Origin of the sequence: Pseudomonas batumici (genome assembly GCF_000820515.1) — a bacterium.
Taxonomy (GTDB): domain Bacteria; phylum Pseudomonadota; class Gammaproteobacteria; order Pseudomonadales; family Pseudomonadaceae; genus Aquipseudomonas; species Aquipseudomonas batumici.
Window position 1 is genome coordinate 225,161 of sequence record NZ_JXDG01000068.1, and the last position, 19,356, is coordinate 244,516.

Consider the following 19,356-nt stretch of genomic DNA (forward strand, 5'->3'; position numbering starts at 1 on the left):
ATGAACATCCTCAGATCCCAGCACACCACCCGCTTCACTCGCCTCGTCGCCCGGCTCGTCCTGGCGACCCTGACGCTGATAGCCGGCTTCACGGTGCAGGCCAGCGTCATCATCACCGGCACCCGCGTGGTGTATCCGGCGAACCAGAAGGAAGTAAGCATTCGGTTCGAGAGCAAGAACCAGAAACCGGCACTGGTGCAGGTCTGGCTGGACAGTGGCGACGAGGAAGTGACACCGGAACAGGCCAAGGTGCCGTTTGTCGCCTCGCCACCGATCTTTCGGATGGAGCCGGACAAGCAGCAGGTCGTGCGCCTGACCTACACCGGTGAAGCGCTGCCCACGGATCGCGAGAGCCTGTTCTGGCTGAACATGCTGGAAGTCCCACCCAAGGCCCGGGATTCGGAGCAGAGCAACCAGTTGCAACTGGCGTTCAAGACTCGCATCAAGGTGTTCTTCCGACCACAGGGCCTGCCGTACGAGGCGGTACAGGCCACCGAAAAACTGCTCTGGAAGCTGGTGAAAACCGAACAGGGGCCAGCCCTGGAAGTGCATAACCCCACGCCCTACCACCTGAACTTCGATTCGGTGGATCTGCTGGCGGCCGGCCAACGCCATGCCAAGCCGGTCGGCGAGACGGCCGCCGAGAACATGGTCAATCCCCATGCCAGCAACCGTTTCCCCCTGCCCAGCCTGAAGTCGGCGCCGAGTGCCGGCGCCCAGGTCGAATTCCAGCTCATCGACGACTACGGCGCCCGGCACACGCACAAGGCCCAGGTCACGCCATGACGGGCTGAACGAAGACCCGGCGTCACTCGAACGCCCACCCATGACGACAACTCCGACCCCGTCGCGATCCTGAACACGCGACGGCAGGGAACGGCTTGCCCGAATCCGGCAATACACAAGGATTGGAACGTTAGCGATGAGATCGAAGACACAACCTGTAGCCGGCGGATCGCGCCCTGTGCGCAGCCGCCTGGCCCACGTCATTCACAGCCTCCTGCTGCTGGGCGCCGGTAGCGCCCTGGCCGCCGACGAGGTCGAGCGGGTGGAGTTCAACCCGGCCTTCTTTCCGGGAGGTGGCGGGCAGATCGACATCTCGCGCTTCAACGAAGGCAATGTGGTCCTGCCGGGACATTATCGTGCCGATATCACCGTCAACGGCAACTGGATCGGCCGCGACGAACTGACCTTCGCCGGGGTCGAGGGCCAGAAAAACGCGCAGCTTTGCCTGGACCGCGCCCTGCTGATCAGGCTCGGGGTCGACCTCGACGGGGTGGCACAAAAGGCCGCCGAGGCCGGCGAAACCGTTCCGCCGCCGTTGCCGAGCACGCCAACCTGCGGCGATATCAGTACCTATCTACCCGGTGCCAGCGCCCGCTTCGATACCGGTGAGAGCCGGCTGGACCTGCAAGTCCCGCAGATCTACCTGGCACGCAAGGCCCGCGGTTATGTCAGCCCGGAGCACTGGGACACGGGCGTGAACGCGGCGTTCGTCCGCTACGACGCCAATGGCTTCAGGAACAACAACCAGGGCCATTCATCGTTCTCCAACTCCCTGAGACTGAACACCGGTCTCAACCTGGACGGCTGGCACCTGCGGCACAACGGCGCCTACAGCAGCAGCAATGCCGGCAGCAGCTACCAGAGCAGCGCCACCTACGTGCAACGGGAACTGCCCGGCCTGCAATCGCAACTCATGACCGGCGAGATCTACACCACCGGCGAGTTGTTCGACAGCCTTCGCCTGCGCGGCGCGACCCTCTCCACCGACGATCGCATGCTGCCCGACTCGCAGACCGGCTATGCGCCCATCGTCCGTGGCGTGGCCGAGAGCAACGCCCGGGTCAGCATACGCCAGCGCGGCATATTGCTCGACGAAGTCAGCGTGGCCCCGGGGCCATTCGCGCTCGACGACCTGTTCCCCACCGGCTACGGCGGCGACCTGGAGGTCACCGTCACCGAGGCCGACGGGCGGCAGCGGCAATTCATCGTACCTTTCGCTTCCGATGTGAAGCTGCTCCGACCGGGCTATAGCCGCTATTCGCTGAGCCTGGGCGAGATGGCCGAGCTCGGCGTCAACAGCACCCCCTGGCTGAGCCAGGGCACTTTCCAGTACGGCCTCAACAACCTGCTCACCGGCTATACCGGTGCATTGGCCTCGTCAGGCTATCACTCGCAAATCCTCGGCGCGGCCCTCAATACCCCGCTGGGAGCGATTTCGCTGGATGTGACCACCTCCCATGCCGAGCTGCCGGGGAACGGAAATCGCCGGGGCCAGAGCCTGCAGGCACGCTACAACAAGAACTTCGCCGACACCGGGACCAACTTCGCCCTCGGCGCCTTCCGTTACTCCACCGACGGCTTCCTCACCGCGCGGGATACCGCGCAACTGCGTGAACTGGCCCAGGGCGGAGGCAACCTGGACAATATCAGCCGGGTACGCGATCGCCTGGATCTCAGCATCAACCAGAGCCTGGAGCGGGGTTCGCTGTTCCTCAGCGGCTCGTCGCAGAACTACTGGAACCGCAAGGGCGGCAGCCTGAGCTTCAGCGCCGGCTACAGCAGCAACTGGCAACGCATGAACTACACCGTCAGTGCCCAACGTACCCGCGACCTGCTGACCGAGCGCAGCAGCAACCAGATCGACCTCACCATCAGCCTGCCGCTGGGTTACTCAAACCGTGCGCCCAACCTGTCGAGCACACTGATCCACGGCGACAACCAAAACAGCGTCCGGACCGGCCTCAGCGGCACCTGGGGTGAACGCAACGAGATCAGCTACGGGGCCTCGGCCAGCCACGCCGACAATGGCGGCGGTAACAGTTTCAACGCCGACCTGCAATACCGCAGCCGCTACGCCCTGGCCTCCACCAGCTACAGCCAGGGCAACGGTTACCACTCGCAATCCCTGGGCCTGTCCGGCGGCCTGGTGGCCCATGCCGACGGCGTGACCCTGACCCCGGAACTGGGCGACACCATCGGCCTGGTCAACGCGCCCGGCGCCAAGGGCGCCTGGGTCGGCAGCAATAACTCGCAGGTGGACGACAACGGTTACGCCGTGGTGCCGCACCTCACACCGTACCGCCAGAACGTGGTCGAACTGGACCCCAAGGACATGTCCCATGACGTGGAGCTCAAGTCCGCCTCGCACAACGTCGCGCCCCGGGCCGGCGCCGTGGTGGTGATGAAGTACGAGACCAGCAGCGGGCGGGCCTTGATCATCAATGCCCTGCGCGAGGATGGCAGCCCGTTGCCCTTCGGTGCCGATGTGTTCGATGAAAGCGGTGCCAGCGTGGGCACGGTCGGACAAAGCAGCAAGGCGTTTGTCCGGGTACCGCAGGATCGCGGCCAACTGGCGGTCAAGTGGGGCCCTGCCAGCACGGACATCTGCCGGATCGCCTATGACCTGGGCACGCTGGCCGAGTCCGAAGGCTTGCGGCAGATGGATGGGAAATGTCGGGCCGAGATTACCGATGCGCCTCGGTCGGCCCCGTCTGATACAGCTGCGGATGAGGCTTGATCATGGTCACGTATAACTGCTCCGCAAACGCCCCTGTCGACAGACTCCAGAGCTTATTTCACGCTAGACAGAAAATGAAATGCTCCATCCAATCAGTTTTCGCATTGCTGACACTGTTACTGCCCGTGGCGGCTCAAGCCGCTTGCAACTATTACCCGAACAACCCCCGTAGCGGCGCGACGTTTCCAGCCACGATCAGCGTGCCGTCAAGTCTGGCAGTGGGAGCCCTGATCGCAAAAACGGCCTTCAGTGGCGCATACCCCAGCGGCATCAGCACCTGCACCCCGCCGATCATGCAGCAAACCACCGGACGATATACAACCGCTGATTCGGTGGCGCTTCCTGGTGTGGGGGGTGTCTATCGAACCAATGTTCCAGGGATTGGCATACGGGTCTACGCGACTCTCAAGTGGGGGACCCCATACTTAATGCCCCTCCACAGCAGCTCGGCTGCACTGACCTACACAAGCTATGAACACACTATCGTTACGATGGAGGCTCAGTTCTACAAAATAGGCAACGTATCAAGCGGTACAGTCCCCAGCGGAAACCTCATGGTGAACAACTGGGATGGGCGCACTATCCACACGGTTGTACTGAACAACGCAGTCAGCTTCGTCTCCCCCACCGCCACCTGCAACCTCGCCCCTGGCGACGTCAACCGCACGATCCCGCTGGACCCCGTGCGGATCTCGAACTTCACCGGCATCTCGACCGGACTTAAATACTTCGACCTGACCGCCAACTGCAGCAACGCCTCGAACGTCACCTTCAGGTTCACCGGCACTCCGGAGCCCACGAACTCCGCGCTCTTTGCCAACACCTCCGGCACGGCTCGCGGCGTTGCTCTATGGCTGCATACACCGGGCCAGACCGTCAGCCACAACAGCACCCGCACCGTGGCGGTGTCAGGTAACCGAGCCGTGTTGCGAATGGGGACGGAGTATCACAAGACCACCGGTGCCCTGACCAAAGGCTCACTGGTCAGTACCGTCACCGTCAACATCACCTACAACTGAGCCAACAGACCGCTCGTGGCATCGCTCGTCGAATGCAATGCGTCAATCAACGCTTTAACTGACAAGGATACCTGCAATGAAAACACCTCTTTTCGTATTGTCCCTACTGGTTGCCGCTGCCACGATCACCGGCACGGCTCAAGCTGTCCAGACCACCACCCTGCGGTTCACAGGGGATATCCAGGGTGGCACCTGCCACCTGGACGCAAGCGATCTCGGCCGCACGATCGAATTGCCCCCAGTCAAGGTCAGCGACTTCGATTCCACCACTTGGACCGGGCTCAAGACATTCAACCTGACCGCCAACTGCGACTCGGATATCAGGAATGTCACCTTCACCTTTGACGGCACACCGGACTCCGTCGCACCGGAGCGCTTCGCCAATGTCGGCGGCACCGTCCGCGGCATCGCTACCGTGATTCAATCGCGCATCGGGGGAACTGGCTCCAACATCCCAGCCAACGGCAACCCTACCGCTCGCTCGCGAACCATTCCAACAACCGCCGGCCGTGCGGTAATCCCCATGGCCGCGCACTACATAAAAGTCGGCACCGTCACCAAAGGCAACCTGATCACCCCCGCGCGCGTGACCATTACCTACAACTGACGCCCCGAGCCCTAATAGGCCGCCACCTTCCGCCGGCCCGCCAGAACGGACAACACCCGATGAAAACCTACCTGATACCCCTGGGGCTGGCGCTCGCGGCCATCGCCCAAGCTTCAGCCACGGAGACCCTGAACCCGAGCAATCTGCAGATCGAAGGTACTATCGAGGGCGGCACCTGCAACCTGATTACCGATGACATCGAGCGCCCCATAGCCCTGCCACCGGTCAAGGTCGGTGACTTCGCGGGCGCCGACTCGGCGGGTCACAAGCCCTTCGAGCTGAGCGCCCGCTGCGACTCGGACATCAAGAGCGTGACCTTCACGTTCCAAGGCACGCCGGCCCCCTCGGATGGCGCGCGGTTCGCCAACACCGGCGACGCCCACGGCCTGGCGCTGTGGCTGTACTCGCGCCTGGGGGGCGTGCAACAGACCATCCGCGCAGACGGCAATGACAACGCCCGCACCCTGACGCCAAGCGGCGGCCTGGCCGTGCTGCCACTGGGGGCGGCCTACTGGAAGTCCGGTGCGGTCAGCGAAGGCAAGCTGGAAAGCCTGGCGACCGTGGACGTCACTTACAACTGAGACATGAGTGAGCAGGCAACCGGTTCAGGTAGACAGCGTGTGCCTACTCCAGAAACCTCAAAAACAATAAGTATTTGAAAAAACAAGGGCGGCAAATGAACAGACCTTACAAGGCAATATCCGCGGCGGCACTGCTCTTGTCCATGTCCGGGCAGGCGTTCGCCGCGTGCACGTCTTCCGTCTACCATCCAGGTGGGTATTCCGGCGATATTGGCACGGTCACGGTGACGGATATCAATGCTGCCGTCGGTAGCCCGCTCACCGGATGGAGAGATTTTCCGAGTGTCAGCCAGGGCACCAAGCGGGTCAGCTGGTACTGCGATAGCGGCACCAACGTGAAATTCAGCGCACAGGGGACTGCCGGTGCGGTATCGACCTATAACGATGGTTCCCGATCCTATAGCGTCTATCCGACAGGCATGCCCGGCATCGGGATTGTATTCAGGACCCACGGCGACACTGGGGTCGGTTCGCACAATATCGTCACCGGGATCCTGAGTAACACCACACAGCGAACCTACAGCCAGACCAACCCTGCGGCGAGCAACAGGACCTACGCCTATGAAATCAACTACAGGCTGATAAAAACCGGTGCAATCTCTTCTGGCGGCATTGTTCCTCGCGTTATTGCCAGGACATGGTGGGAACCAACGCCCTCGCATTTCAACCCGCGTGAATACAATATCCTGTTGGGCAGAGGAACTATCATTGCTCCGGTGCCTACCTGCAATCTGGCTACGAGCGACCTCGACCGCACCATCAGACTGGACCCCGTGCGGATCTCGAACTTCACCGGCATCTCGACCGGCCTCAAATACTTCGACCTGACCGCCAACTGCAGCAATGCCTCGAGTGTCACCTTCAGGTTCACCGGCACGCCGGCCCCCGGGAACGCCGCGCTCTTTGCCAACACCGACACGGCTCGCGGCGTTGCGCTATGGCTGCATACACCGGGCCAGACGGTCAGCCACAACAGCACCCGCACCGTGGCGGTGTCAGCCAACCGGGCCGTGCTGCGATTGGGGGCGGAGTATCACAAGACCACCGGCCCCCTGACCCAGGGCAAGCTGGCCAGTGCCGTCACCGTCAACATCACCTACAACTAAGACCCTGTCCGCTAGCCCGCAGTGGCCTGCAGCCCCGCCAGCAGCAACCGCTGGAGCAGTTCCTCCTTCAGGTCCTCCGGGTGGCTCAACCCCATGCGCTCCAGGTGCGCCGCAAAGGCCGCCGGTTCGGGGGCGTCCAGTGCTGCCTTGCCCAGGTCGAGCATCTCCGTGAGCTTGAATTTGCTCTTGAGCCAATTCAGCGCCCGCAGCAGATCCCGCTCCTGCGCCGTGAAATCACAACCCAGCGGATACTCCGGGAACAAATGCGGGTGCCGTGTCCGAATCGCCTGCAAACGTTGCGGGCTGTTATCGGCAAAACGTGGATCGAGCCGGAAACTGCCCGGTAGCTTGCCGACTTTTTGCGCTTGCTCGATCAGCTCCGCCTGAAAGCGCGAATCGGCGATATTCAACAACGCCTCGATCACCTGGACGTCGGTCTTGCCGCGCAGGTCGGCAATGCCGTACTCGGTCACCACGATATCGCGCAGATGCCGGGGGATGGTGCAATGACCATACTCCCAGACGATGTTCGAACTGACCTCGCCGCCCGACTCGCGCCAACTGCGCAGGATCAGGATCGACCGCGCGCCTTCCAGCGCATGTCCCTGGGCTACGAAGTTGTACTGCCCGCCGACACCACTGAGCACCCGTCCGTCTTCGAGTTGGTCCGCCACGCCCGCGCCGAGCAAGGTCATGGTGAAGGCGCTGTTGATAAACCTCGCGGCGCGGCGCTGCAGGCGCTTGAGTTCTTCCTGGCCAAACAGCTCGTTGATGTAGCTGATGGCGGTCATGTTGAACTCGCCCAGCTTGTCCCGGGACAGCTCGTGCAGACGCTGATAAAAACTGCGCGGGCCGAGAAAGAAGCCGCCATGCACCATCACGCCACCGGCTTGCCCGGCACTGCCCAGGGTTCCGGCATTGGCCTGGCGTTGCTGCTCAAGGTCGGCATAAACCTTGCGCCGCACGATGCCCGCGTCCACCAGCACCAGCAGGCCGTTGACGAACATCTCGCTGCAGCCGTAAAGCCCCTCGGAAAACACCTCAATGCCGCCCTCCTTGTCGAGCAGCGCTTTCCAGGGCGACAGGTCGATATCCGCCAACAAGGCCTGGTAGCCCTGGTTGTTCGACTGGCGGGCCAGCAAGGCGCCGGTCAGCGCGTCGCCCATCGAGCCTATGCCGATCTGCAGGGTGCCGCCATCGCGCACCAGGGTGCTGGCGTGCAGGCCGATGAAGTGATCTTGGGTATCCACCGGCATGTTCGGGGTGGAGAACAGGGTACTGCGCTCCACGTCGTCGATCAGCAGGTCGAAGGCATCACGGCCGAGTTCCGAATCCCCTGGCATGTAGGGCAGGTCGCTGTGGACCTGCGCCAGCATCAGGATGGTTTCGCCGGCGGCCCGGCGCCGGGCGATCATCGGCAGCAGGTCAAGGGTGATGTCCGGGTTGCAGCTCAGGCTCAGGCGCTCGGGGTGCTCCGGGTCCTCGGCCACCAGTTGCGCGACCAGGTTCAGGCCGGCGGCGTTGATGTCGCGGGCGGCATGGCTGTAGTTGCTGCTGACGTATTCCTGCTGGGCCTGCGTGCTGTGCAACAGGCTGCCGGGCTGCATGAAGAACTGCTGGACCTGGATATTCGGCGGCAAACTGTCCCGACGCAGGGCGGCGAGGAAGTCCAGTTCGGGGTAATCACCGAACACCCGTTCGACAAAGGGTTCGAGGAAACGCCGCTGCAAGCCGTCGCCCAGGGACGGGCGGCCGAGGGTCAAGGCCGTGTAGATGGTCAGCCGGCGTTCCGGTAACTGCCTGATGCGCTGGTAGAGCGCATTGATAAAACGATTGGGTTTGCCCAGGCCCAAGGGGCTGGCCATGTGAATATGCGCCGGCAGCCGCGCCAGCACCTCGTCGACTGCACGTTCGATAGAACAGGACTGCACCATCCGACCCTCCTCGCCTTTCCCTGAATTGAGGTTGGACCGAGCTTGCCGGGAATTGGCTGAAAATGACAGCCCGGTGCCTGCCGGGAAACACCGCCCTGTGGGAGCTGGCTTGCCGGCGATGGCGTCCGTGAATGCAACTCCAGACTCAAGGGCCTCATCGCCGGCAAGCCGGCTCCTACAAGTCTGCTTTTCGACAGATGCAAAAAAGCCGCTCATCAGCGGCTTTTTCGTGAATATCGGTGTTATTTCAAGCCGGACATCTTCTCGATGGCACCCTGAAGCTCTTCAGGCGTACAGTCGGCGCAAGTCCCCTTCGGTGGCATGGCGTTGAAGCCATGAGTCGCCACTGCCGCCAGGCCCGCAACGCCTTTCTTGGCTTTCTCCTCGGCCGAGGCTCCGGCAATACTCGCAATCACGGTGCTTACATGATCGGCCCGCTCTTTCCAGGCCGCGGTATCACCGATTTTCGGCGAATTCAAAAGGCCGGTGCCATGGCAAGCGTTGCAATGCTTGGCAATCACTTCATCCGGCGTCTTGGCCCCGCCACCGCCACCCGCGGTAGCCGCCACTGCCATCCCCTTGCACTCTTGGCCCTGCACACACACCTGGCCCACCGGCTCGAGGCGCTTGGCGATGTCTTCATTGATTGTCGAAGCCTGAGCGCTGACTGCCCACAGGGCGACTACGGTTGCTGGTACGGCCAGCATTTTCATAATTGGATTCACGCGTACACCCTCAATGGTGGCTAATCACGCCCCGAACCACGGTTTCGCAGGCGGGCGTGAGTATAGCGGTTCGATTGCCACTCTGAAACAACCCCAAGACTCACAAGGGTATTAGCCGAGCGGTGAATCGGCACTGCCGGGCGCCTTGAAATCCCTGATCTGGCGCCTCTCGCGTTTAAAAATTCGCCGGTGTCGCTGCGCTGATTAGTCGCGCTGGCGTATCGAACGGGTTGCGGAAACGGTGCGGCTTGGTGCTTTCAAAATAGTAGCTGTCGCCCGCTTCGAGGACGAAAGTTTCTACGCCAACCACCAACTCCAGTCGACCCTCCAGCAAAATGCCCGTCTCCTCACCTTCGTGGGTGAGCATTTCCTCGCCGGTGTCGGCACCTGGAGGATAGATCTCGTTGAGGAAGGCGATGGCGCGGCTGGGATGGGCACGACCGACCAGCTTCATGGTCACGGCACCATCGGAAATATCGATCAGCTCATTGGCTTTGTAGACGATCTGGGTCGGTTTTTCCTGGAGGATTTCCTCGGAAAAGAACTCGACCATGGACATGGGAATGCCGCCAAGAACCTTTCTCAGCGAACTGATCGAGGGGCTGACACTGTTTTTCTCGATCATTGAAATGGTGCTATTGGTGACGCCCGCGCGTTTGGCGAGTTCACGCTGAGACAGACCTTTCAGTTTACGGATGGATTGCAGTCGTTCACCGACGTCCAATACGGCAGTCTCCCAGGGATTCAGGCGATGTTGTAATTGAGCGATATCATGGCATAGCGTTCAGTATTTACAACACTCAGGGCCCAATCCCGTTCGGGGAGACGACCTGTGGCGCGGCGTGCTTTGCCGCTAGCTCCCGGTGTAGAGCAGTGGTACCCGACGCAGGTTGCAGAAAATCTGATACGGAATGGTCCCGGCCTCGGCCGCCACCTCGCTGGCCAGCACGTTCTTGCCCCACAACTCCACCGTAGAACCCAGTCCGGCCTGGGGCACATCGGTCAGGTCAACACAGAGCATGTCCATGGACACCCGGCCCAGCAACCGGCTGCGTTGACCGGCCACCAGCACCGGCGTGCCGGTCGGCGCATGACGCGGATAGCCGTCGGCATACCCCATGGCAACCACGCCGATCCGCATCGGCTGGGGCGTCACGAACTGGCCACCATAGCCCACCGGCTCACCCGCCGGCAGCTCGCGCACGCTGATGACTTTCGACTCCAGGGTCATGACCGGCTGCAAGCGCGCGGCCACGGGGTTTTCTTCCTCGAAGGGGGTGGCACCGAACAGCAGGATGCCGGGACGTACCCAATCGCTGGGAATCTGCGGCCAGCCGAGCACCGCCGGGGAATTGCACAGGCTGACCTCGGCCGACAAGCCCTGGCGCGCCGCTTCGAAGACCGCCACCTGTTCGGCGCTGCGCTGGCAGCCCAATTCGTCGGCACGGGCGAAGTGGCTCATCAGCACAATCTTCGCCACCTTGCCGCTGGCCTGCAGACGCTGGTAAGCCGCCTGGTACTGCGCCGGCTCCAGCCCCACCCGGTGCATGCCCGAGTCCAGCTTGAGCCAGACGTTGATCGGCTTGGCCAGCACCGCCCGCTCGATGGCTTCCAACTGCCAGAGCGCATGCACGACGCACCAGAAATCGTGCTCGACGATCAAGGCCAACTCGTCGGCCTCGAAAAAACCTTCCAGCAACAGGATCGGTGCACGGATACCGGCGGCCCGCAGCTCCAGGGCCTCCTCGATGCAGGCCACGGCAAAACCGTCGGCGTCGGCCTCCAGGGCCTGGGCACAGCGCACCGCGCCATGGCCGTAGGCGTCGGCCTTGATCACCGCGAGGGCTCGGGCACCCGACACTTCACGGGCCAATTGGTAGTTGTGACGCAGGGCTTGGAGGTCGATCAGGGCACGGGCAGGACGCATGGCGGCAAACTTCTGGACGGTCAACGGGGAATAAAAAACCGGTGCGAAAGACAATGCATCCGCCATCGCACCGGGAGAGGGATCGTACTTAAGGCAGAGCGGCCACGACCGACAGCTCGACCAGGATTTCCGGCTCGCACAGCTTGGCTTCGACTGTGGCACGGGCCGGTGCGACGCCTTTGGGCAGCCACTTGTCCCATACCGCATTCATGCCGGCGAAGTCGGCATCGATGTCTTTCAGGTAAATCGTCACCGACAGCAGCCGGCTCTTGTCGGTACCCGCCAGGTCCAACAAACGCTCGATATTGGCGAGGGTTTCCCGGGTCTGGGTTTCAATCCCGGCGCTCAGGTCGTCGCCGACCTGCCCTGCCAGATACACGGTGCCGTTATGCACGACGATCTGGCTCATGCGCTCATTGGTGAGCTGGCGCTGGATTGACATGTTTTGCAGTCTCCTGGGGCGTTTTGCCGTAGCGGGAAATATCGAGGCCTTCGGCACTGATCTGCGGCTTTTTCTTCGCCATCAGGTCAGCCAGCAGGCGACCTGAACCACATGCCATGGTCCAACCGAGCGTACCGTGGCCGGTATTCAGGAACAGATTGCGGAAAGAGGTCGCCCCCACGATCGGCGTGCCATCAGGTGTGGTCGGACGCAAACCGGTCCAGAAGCTGGCTTGTTCGAGGTCTCCGCCCTGAGGATAAAGATCGCCGACGATCATCTCCAGCGTTTCGCGTCTTTTCGGATTCAGCGACAGGTCAAAACCGGCGATTTCCGCCATGCCGCCGACGCGGATACGGTTGTCGAAACGGGTGATCGCGACCTTGAAGGTTTCATCGAGAATCGTCGAAGTCGGGGCCATGGCCGGGTTGGTGATCGGCACGGTCAGCGAGTAGCCCTTGAGCGGGTAGACCGGTGCCTTGATCCCCAGCGGCTTGAGCAACTGCGGCGAATAGCTGCCCAGCGCCAGCACGTAGCGGTCGGCGGTTTCTAGCTTGCCGTCGATCCACACGCCGTTGATGCGGTCGCCCGCATGGTCGATCCGTTGAATGTCCTGACCGAAGCGGAACTCCACACCCAGCTTGACGGCCATTTCGGCCAGGCGGGTGGTGAATATCTGGCAGTCGCCGGTCTGGTCGTTCGGCAGGCGCAGGGCACCGGCGAGGATATCGGTGACGCTGGCCAGGGCCGGCTCGACCCGGGCGATGCCGGCGCGGTCGAGCAGTTCGTAAGGCACGCCGGACTCCTCGAGCACGGCGATGTCCTTCGCGGCGCCATCGAGTTGCGCCTGGGTGCGGAACAGTTGGGTGGTGCCCAGGCTGCGGCCTTCGTAGGCAATCCCGGTTTCGGCGCGCAGCTCGTCGAGGCAGTCACGGCTGTACTCGGACAGGCGGACCATGCGCTCCTTGTTCACCGCATAGCGGCTGGCGGTGCAGTTGCGCAGCATCTGCGCCATCCACAGGTACTGGTCGACATCGGCGGTGGCCTTGATCGCCAGCGGTGCGTGACGCTGCAGCAACCACTTGATCGCCTTGAGCGGCACACCTGGCGCGGCCCAGGGCGAGGCATAGCCGGGCGAGACCTGGCCGGCGTTGGCAAAGCTGGTTTCCATGGCGGCGGCCGGCTGACGGTCGACCACCACCACTTCGAAACCGGCCCGGGCCAGATAATAAGCACTGGTGGTACCAATGACGCCGCTACCCAATACCAGAACTCGCATGTGTCTACCTCTCGATCCGCGCCAGACGCCGGTGTTTAATGTTCGAAACCAGGATGCGCGCAGTTTAAAAAACAATAGCCAGTGCTTTTCACTATATAAGTGCCTATATTTGGCGAGAATTCTCGGCACTATCGCTTTTGACGGAGGGGCATTCCCTAATGAGAACCAACCATCAGACCAAGCGCGAGCTGGACAAGATCGACCGCAACATCCTGCGCATCCTGCAGGCCGACGGGCGCATCTCGTTCACCGAGCTGGGGGAAAAGGTCGGCCTGTCCACCACGCCCTGCACCGAACGGGTCCGTCGGCTGGAGCGCGAAGGCATCATCATGGGCTACAACGCCCGGTTGAACCCGCAACACCTCAAGGGCAGCCTGCTGGTGTTCGTCGAGATCAGCCTCGACTACAAGTCGGGCGATACCTTCGAAGAGTTCCGCCGCGCCGTGCTGAAGCTGCCTCATGTGCTGGAGTGCCACCTGGTGTCGGGGGATTTCGACTACCTGGTCAAAGCGCGGATTTCCGAGATGGCCTCCTACCGCAAATTGCTCGGCGACATCCTGCTCAAGCTGCCCCATGTGCGGGAGTCCAAGAGCTACATCGTGATGGAGGAAGTGAAAGAGAGCCTGAACCTGCCGATTCCGGATTGAATCTAGGGTCTGTACGAAAACTCGCCGAGCGGCGATCAGGCAAGGCAAAAACAGGCGAGGAAGCGGAGTTTAGTCCACTAAATGAGCATTCCGAGCCTGTTTTTAACGCAGCATGATCGTCGCGCAGGCAGTTTTCGTGCAGAGCCTAGACCAGCACTTGCCGGGTGCTGGCGATATATTCGTGCACCTGCCGTTCGATCCGTGGATGAATCAGCTCCACCGGGCGTCGGCCATTGGGACAGGGCAGCGTCGGCGTCGTGCCGAACAAGCGACAGATCAGCGGACGCTCGTCGTACACCGTGCAACCGTTCGGCCCCAGGTGTACGCAATTGAGCTCGTTCAGCGCCGCTTCCTGCTCGGCGGCGGTCTTGCGCGGCAAGCGGGCCATCTCCTCGGAGGAGGTGGTCACCGGCCCACAGCAGTCGTGACAGCCCGGCACGCATTCGAAAGACGGAATTTGCTGACGCAGAAAGCGGATTTTCTGACTGTTGCAACTCATCGAACGACGACCGGAAAGAAGAATGAGCACGGATTCTGCCTGAAAAGACCGAACCTTGAACACACCGCTGTCCACAGTACGGCGTCTAACAAAGATCTTGAGTAGGTCCCCAATCCTGTAGGAGCTGGCTTGTCGGGACGCCGCATCGCAGCGATGAGGCCCTTGAGCCTTGCGGCGCCCGTCCGGACGCCATCGCTGGCAAGCCAGCTCCCACAGGTTTCGCAGCGCCCTCAGGGGCCCCTTTCGGGCTACGGCCGCCAGAACGGCTTCAAGCCTTCTTCCCAGGCCTGCTCCTGGCTCAAGCCGATATCTCGCAGCTCCTCGGACGTGAGTTCAAGCAAGGCCTTGCGGGTGCGCAGGCGGTGCCAGAACAGACCCATGAGACCGAAGGCCGGCGTGCAACGACGGGCGGAAAACGCCGTGATTGCCCGTTCCTGTTCGATCACCAGTTCCTGACTGCGCAAAACCAGACGCACATCGCTTAAACCGTTCATTACCTGTGCTCCTTTGTTACTCGATTGCCATAGGTACACAGGATGGGCGAACGGCCAAAACCATTACAGATTCAATCAATTTTTATTAATTCCATACAGAACTCGCCAAAGCACGACTGAATCCTGTATTTTCACCCTATCTGTACCGGCCAATGCTTTCCACCCTGCCCGAGAACTGCGCCATGACCCTCTACGTCAACCTCGCCGAACTGCTTGGAACCCGTATAGAACAAGGCTTCTATCGCCCTGGCGATCGCCTGCCTTCTGTACGGGCATTGAGTGTGGAACATGGTGTCAGCCTGAGCACGGTGCAGCAGGCCTACCGGGTCCTGGAGGACAGTGGGCTGGCCCAACCGAAACCCAAATCCGGCTATTTCGTGCCTGTCGGCCGCGAACTGCCGGCGTTGCCGGTGGTCGGGCGTCCCGCGCAACGCCCCGTGGACATCTCGCAGTGGGAGCAGGTACTGGAGCTGATCCGGTCCGTTCCCCGCGAAGACACCGTACAGTTGGGCCGCGGCATGCCGGACCTCGACAGCCCGACCCTGAAACCGCTGCTGCGCAGCCTGGCGCAGATCAGCCGCCGCCAGGACATGCGCGGCCTGTCCTACGACAATATCCACGGCAACTTCGGGCTGCGCGAGCAAGTGGCGCGACTGCTGCTCGACTCCGGCTGCCAACTCGGCCCCAACGACCTGGTCATCACCACCGGCTGCCACGAGGCCCTGTCCACCAGCATCCGCTCCATCTGCGAGCCGGGGGACATCGTCGCGGTGGACTCCCCCAGCTTCCACGGCGCCATGCAGACCCTCAAGGGACTGGGCATGAAGGCCCTGGAAATCCCCACCGACCCGATCACCGGCATCAGCCTCGACGCCCTGGAACTGGCCCTGGAACAGTGGCCGATCAAGGCCATACAGTTGACGCCCAATTGCAACAACCCGCTGGGCTATATCATGCCGGAGTCGCGCAAGCGTGCCCTGCTGACCCTGGCACAGCGCTTCGACGTGGCCATTATCGAGGACGATGTGTATGGCGAACTGGCCTACACCTACCCTCGTCCGCGCACCATCAAGTCCTTCGATGAAGATGGCCGGGTCCTGCTCTGCAGTTCCTTCTCCAAGACCCTCGCCCCCGGCCTGCGCATCGGCTGGGTCGCCCCCGGGCGCTACCTCGAGCGGGTGCTGCACATGAAGTACATCAGCACCGGCTCCACCGCGCCGCAGCCGCAACTGGCCATCGCCGACTTCCTGAAAAACGGCCACTTCGAGCCGCATCTGCGGCGCATGCGCAGCCAGTACCAGCGCAATCGCGACTTGATGATCGACTGGATCAGCCGTTATTTTCCCGCCGGCACCCGGGCCAGTCGCCCCCAGGGCAGCTTCATGCTCTGGGTCGAACTGCCCGAGGGCTTCGATGCCCTGCGCCTGAACCGGGCGCTGCAGGACCAGGGCGTACAGATAGCGGTGGGCAGTATCTTTTCGGCCTCGGGCAAATACCGTAATTGCCTGCGGATGAACTACGCTGCCAAGCCAACGCCGTTGATCGAAGAGGCCGTACGCAAAGTCGGCGCGGCCGCAATCACATTACTGGCACAAAACGAGAGCAGTATCGATTGACCTTTACCCGCCGGACAGCGTCCGGATGCCGACACCTGCCATGACCCGGGACGCTGACCGTTGAAAGCCTGCTTGCTGCTGATTGCCCTGCTGTTGAGCGGATGCGCATCCCTGGATGTTCCACGGTTTCCCAGCCAGGCCATGGCGGCGGGCGAGTCGACCTTCGGCCGTTCGATCCAGGCCCAGGCCGCGCCCTGGCAGGGACGCTCGGGCTTTCGCCTGCTGCCCAACGGCAGCGAGGCGTTCAGGGCCCGGGCCGAGCTGATCCGCAATGCCCAGGTCAGCCTGGACCTGCAGTACTACATCGTCCATGACGGCCTGAGCACCCGCATGCTGGTGGATGAACTGCTCCAGGCCGCCGATCGCGGCGTGCGCGTGCGCATCCTGTTGGACGATACCGCCAGCGACGGGCTCGACTCGGTCATCGCCACGCTGGCCGCGCATCCGAATATCCAGATCCGCCTGTTCAACCCGCTGAACCTGGGCCGCAGCACCGGCGCCACCCGCGCCCTGGGGCGCCTGTTCAACCTGTCGCAGCAACATCGACGGATGCACAACAAATTGTGGCTGGCCGACAACAGCGCGGCCATCGTCGGTGGCCGCAACCTGGGGGACGAATATTTCGGCGCCCAGCCGGACCTGAACTTCACCGACATCGACCTGCTCGGCTTCGGCCCCGTGGCCGAACAGCTCGGGCACAGCTTCGACCAGTACTGGAACAGTGCCCTGAGCGTGCCCATCGGTGATTTCCTCACCGACACGCCTTCAGCGGCGGAACTGGCCGATGCCCGGCAGCGGCTCAAGGACTCGCTGGGCAGCTATCGCCAGCACAATACCGCCCTGTACCTGAAACTGCGGGCCTACAAGAGCGAGCCACACATGGACACCTGGCGCCGCGAGCTGATCTGGGCCTGGAACCAGGCGCTGTGGGATGCGCCGAGCAAGGTCCTGGCCAGGGAAGAGCCGGATCCACGCCTGCTGCTGACCACTCAACTGGCGCCGGAACTGACCAACGTTCATACCGAACTGATGATGATTTCCGCCTACTTCGTGCCTGGTCAGCCGGGGCTGGTCTACCTGACCGGGCGCGCCGACGCGGGGGTCTCCATCAGCCTGTTGACCAACTCGCTGGAAGCCACCGACGTACCGGCCGTGCACGGCGGTTATGCGCCCTACCGCAAGGCCCTGCTGGAGCACGGCGTGAAACTCTTCGAACTGCGGCGCCAGCCCGGGGACCGTGGCGGCAGCGGGCCGCACCTGTTTCACAGCGCGACCTACAAGGGTTCGGACTCCAGCCTGCACAGCAAGGCGATGATTTTCGACCGGCAGAAATCCTTTATCGGCTCGTTCAACTTTGACCCACGCTCGGTCTTGTGGAACACCGAAGTCGGTGTCCTGGTGGACAGCCCGGAGCTGACGGAGCACGTTCGGGCCCTGGCCTTGCGCGGCATGGCCCCGGCCTTGAGCTACCAACCGCGCCTGGAGCAGGGAGAGATTGCCTGGGTCACCGAGGACCACGGGCAGCTCCACGAACTGAACCAGGAGCCGGGCAACTGGTGGCGCCGGTTCAACGCCTGGTTCGCCAACCACATCGGGCTGGAGCGCATGCTCTGAAGGTTCGCGATCAGCCGGTCGGCTGTGCCGCGCTGAAGGCACCCTGGCGTAACAGCAACACCAGCAGGCCCAATGCTCCAGCCGCCATGAACAACGGCAAGGCCTGCCCGCTGATCCACTGGCTGCCCGCTCCCGCCACCAACGGCCCGATCAGGCAGCCGATGCCCCACAACTGCGCCACATGGGCATTGGCCCGCACCAGCGCATCGTCGCGATAACGCTCGCCGATCAGGATCAACGACAAGGTGAACAACCCACCCGCGCTGGCGCCGAACAGCACCCACAACGGCCAGATCAGCAAGGTATCGATCAACAGGGGCACCGCCAGACTCGACAGCATCAGGGCCAGGGCACAGCCGATGAACAGCGCGCGCCGGGAAACGCGGTCGGCCAGGGCACCAATCGGCAACTGCAACAAGGCATCACCCACCACCACGGTGCTGACCATCGCCAAGGCAATATCCGCCGTAAAGCCCTGGCGCAGGCAGTAAACCGGCAACAACGTCAGAATCATCGCCTCGAAGGCGGCAAACAGCGAAATGGCCCAGGCAATAGCCGGCAAACTCCGACAGAAACCCAGCAAGTCCATCAAGGTGACACGACTGGACTCCGAGGTGGGCGCACCACTACGCCCCAGCAACAGGAATGGCGCGGCCACCAACAACCCCACGCCGACCCAGAAACCGTAATCGCCCTCGGTACCCATGGCGGCCAGCAGCAACGGACCGGACAGTTGGCTCAACGCATAAGTACTGCCATACAGAGCCACCAGGCGTCCGCGCCACTGCTCGACCACCAGTTGGTTGATCCAGCTTTCGCCGAGAATGAAGACAATCGTCAGGCTCACGCCAATCATCAGGCGCAGCACCAGCCACACCGGATAGCTGGGCAGCAGCGCCAGCAAGCCGATGGACAAGGCTCCGGCCCACAAGCAGAGAGCCATGAGCCTGGCGGTGCCGAAACGCGCCGCCAGGTGACTGGAGATACTGGCTCCCAGCAAGACACCGATGGCCGGCATCGCCGCCATCACGCCAATGGCGAAGGCGCCATAGCCCCAGCTTTCCAACCGCAGGGAGACCAACGGCATGCTCACGCCCAGTGCCAGCCCGACACTGAGTACCGAAGCCAGCACGGCGAAATAAGTCGCCCAACGCATGTTCCACGCTCCTGTGGATAATTTCAGTTCAAGACAACACAGCCGGACTTCCTGGCGGAGAGTCCGGCTGTGTTATTGGCATCGCCCGATCATGTACGCAACATCCGGTGTAGGAGCCGGCTTGCTGGCGATGAGGCCGGCAAGTCTTGCATCGATCTTGCGGACGTCATCGCCGGCAATCGAGCGTCGA

General features: G+C 62.4%; 18 protein-coding genes and 1 pseudogene. 10 read left to right on the forward strand and 9 right to left on the reverse strand.

Annotated features, from left to right (window positions below; translation table 11 throughout):
• The 7 genes and pseudogenes from UCMB321_RS26645 (at window position 1) to UCMB321_RS26670 (ending at window position 6,836) form a co-directional block, all read left to right on the forward strand.
• Window positions 1-786 carry a fimbrial biogenesis chaperone gene (locus UCMB321_RS26645; protein ID WP_040071683.1) on the forward strand — a complete coding sequence of 262 codons (786 nt, stop codon included), beginning with the start codon at window positions 1-3 and terminating at the stop codon, window positions 784-786.
• Window positions 787-922: 136 nt separating this feature from the next.
• Entirely contained in the window at window positions 923-3,523 is a 2,601-nt protein-coding gene (locus UCMB321_RS26650) for a fimbria/pilus outer membrane usher protein (protein ID WP_040071684.1), read from the forward strand.
• Window positions 3,524-3,597: 74 nt separating this feature from the next.
• Window positions 3,598-4,062, forward strand: a pseudogene (locus tag UCMB321_RS31915) (fimbrial protein); the annotation flags it as partial.
• A gap of 15 nt (window positions 4,063-4,077) precedes the next feature.
• Window positions 4,078-4,542, forward strand: coding sequence for a fimbrial protein (locus UCMB321_RS31535; RefSeq protein ID WP_245220855.1), 465 nt, complete (start codon window positions 4,078-4,080; stop codon window positions 4,540-4,542).
• A 76-nt stretch (window positions 4,543-4,618) separates the two neighbouring features.
• Entirely contained in the window at window positions 4,619-5,149 is a 531-nt protein-coding gene (locus UCMB321_RS26660; RefSeq protein ID WP_040071685.1) for a fimbrial protein, read from the forward strand.
• Window positions 5,150-5,208: 59 nt separating this feature from the next.
• On the forward strand, window positions 5,209-5,730 hold the full coding sequence (locus UCMB321_RS26665; protein ID WP_040071686.1) for a fimbrial protein: 522 nt from the start codon (window positions 5,209-5,211) through the stop codon (window positions 5,728-5,730).
• 95 nt (window positions 5,731-5,825) lie between these two features.
• On the forward strand, window positions 5,826-6,836 hold the full coding sequence (locus UCMB321_RS26670; protein WP_245220856.1) for a fimbrial protein: 1,011 nt from the start codon (window positions 5,826-5,828) through the stop codon (window positions 6,834-6,836).
• An 11-nt stretch (window positions 6,837-6,847) separates the two neighbouring features.
• Here the strand turns inward: UCMB321_RS26670 and UCMB321_RS26675 are convergent, their stop codons facing one another.
• The 6 genes from UCMB321_RS26675 to dadA all read right to left on the reverse strand — a co-directional run bounded on the left by UCMB321_RS26675 (window position 6,848) and on the right by dadA (window position 13,140).
• Window positions 6,848-8,770 (reverse strand): acetyl-CoA hydrolase/transferase C-terminal domain-containing protein, encoded by a 1,923-nt coding sequence (locus UCMB321_RS26675; RefSeq protein ID WP_040071687.1) that lies wholly within the window; start codon window positions 8,768-8,770, stop codon window positions 6,848-6,850.
• Between the two features lie 242 nt (window positions 8,771-9,012).
• Window positions 9,013-9,483 (reverse strand): c-type cytochrome, encoded by a 471-nt coding sequence (locus UCMB321_RS26680; RefSeq protein ID WP_040071688.1) that lies wholly within the window; start codon window positions 9,481-9,483, stop codon window positions 9,013-9,015.
• 187 nt (window positions 9,484-9,670) lie between these two features.
• Window positions 9,671-10,219 carry a cupin domain-containing protein gene (locus UCMB321_RS26685; RefSeq protein WP_040071689.1) on the reverse strand — a complete coding sequence of 183 codons (549 nt, stop codon included), beginning with the start codon at window positions 10,217-10,219 and terminating at the stop codon, window positions 9,671-9,673.
• A 129-nt stretch (window positions 10,220-10,348) separates the two neighbouring features.
• Window positions 10,349-11,422: an alanine racemase gene (gene alr, locus UCMB321_RS26690; RefSeq protein ID WP_040071755.1), complete on the reverse strand. Its 1,074-nt coding sequence runs from the start codon at window positions 11,420-11,422 to the stop codon at window positions 10,349-10,351.
• 88 nt (window positions 11,423-11,510) lie between these two features.
• Window positions 11,511-11,864 (reverse strand): RidA family protein, encoded by a 354-nt coding sequence (locus UCMB321_RS26695; RefSeq protein WP_040071690.1) that lies wholly within the window; start codon window positions 11,862-11,864, stop codon window positions 11,511-11,513.
• Window positions 11,836-13,140 carry a D-amino acid dehydrogenase gene (gene dadA / locus UCMB321_RS26700; RefSeq protein ID WP_040071691.1) on the reverse strand — a complete coding sequence of 435 codons (1,305 nt, stop codon included), beginning with the start codon at window positions 13,138-13,140 and terminating at the stop codon, window positions 11,836-11,838. The genes UCMB321_RS26695 and dadA overlap by 29 nt, the downstream gene beginning before the upstream one ends.
• Before the next feature lie 158 nt (window positions 13,141-13,298).
• On the opposite strand from dadA, the gene UCMB321_RS26705 reads away from it, so the two are divergent.
• Window positions 13,299-13,787, forward strand: a complete 489-nt coding sequence (locus tag UCMB321_RS26705) for an Lrp/AsnC ligand binding domain-containing protein (protein ID WP_017125528.1) — start codon at window positions 13,299-13,301, stop codon at window positions 13,785-13,787.
• 145 nt (window positions 13,788-13,932) lie between these two features.
• On the opposite strand, the gene UCMB321_RS26710 is transcribed toward UCMB321_RS26705, so the two are convergent.
• Window positions 13,933-14,286 carry a YkgJ family cysteine cluster protein gene (locus UCMB321_RS26710; RefSeq protein WP_040071692.1) on the reverse strand — a complete coding sequence of 118 codons (354 nt, stop codon included), beginning with the start codon at window positions 14,284-14,286 and terminating at the stop codon, window positions 13,933-13,935.
• A gap of 248 nt (window positions 14,287-14,534) precedes the next feature.
• A complete protein-coding gene (locus UCMB321_RS26715) occupies window positions 14,535-14,780 on the reverse strand; it encodes a DUF1127 domain-containing protein (protein WP_040071693.1) in 246 nt (81 codons plus the stop codon).
• A 182-nt stretch (window positions 14,781-14,962) separates the two neighbouring features.
• Between UCMB321_RS26715 and UCMB321_RS26720 the strand changes: the two genes are divergently transcribed.
• Together UCMB321_RS26720 and UCMB321_RS26725 are read left to right on the forward strand one after the other, a co-directional pair.
• Window positions 14,963-16,396 (forward strand): aminotransferase-like domain-containing protein, encoded by a 1,434-nt coding sequence (locus UCMB321_RS26720; protein WP_040071757.1) that lies wholly within the window; start codon window positions 14,963-14,965, stop codon window positions 16,394-16,396.
• 60 nt (window positions 16,397-16,456) lie between these two features.
• The gene (locus tag UCMB321_RS26725) at window positions 16,457-18,010 is read left to right on the forward strand and encodes a phospholipase D family protein (protein WP_209437209.1); all 1,554 of its coding nucleotides are present in this window, start codon (window positions 16,457-16,459) and stop codon (window positions 18,008-18,010) included.
• Window positions 18,011-18,020: 10 nt separating this feature from the next.
• On the opposite strand, the gene UCMB321_RS26730 is transcribed toward UCMB321_RS26725, so the two are convergent.
• Complete coding sequence (locus UCMB321_RS26730) at window positions 18,021-19,166, reverse strand: MFS transporter (protein WP_040071694.1); 1,146 nt, start codon at window positions 19,164-19,166, stop codon at window positions 18,021-18,023.
• Window positions 19,167-19,356 lie beyond the last annotated feature (190 nt).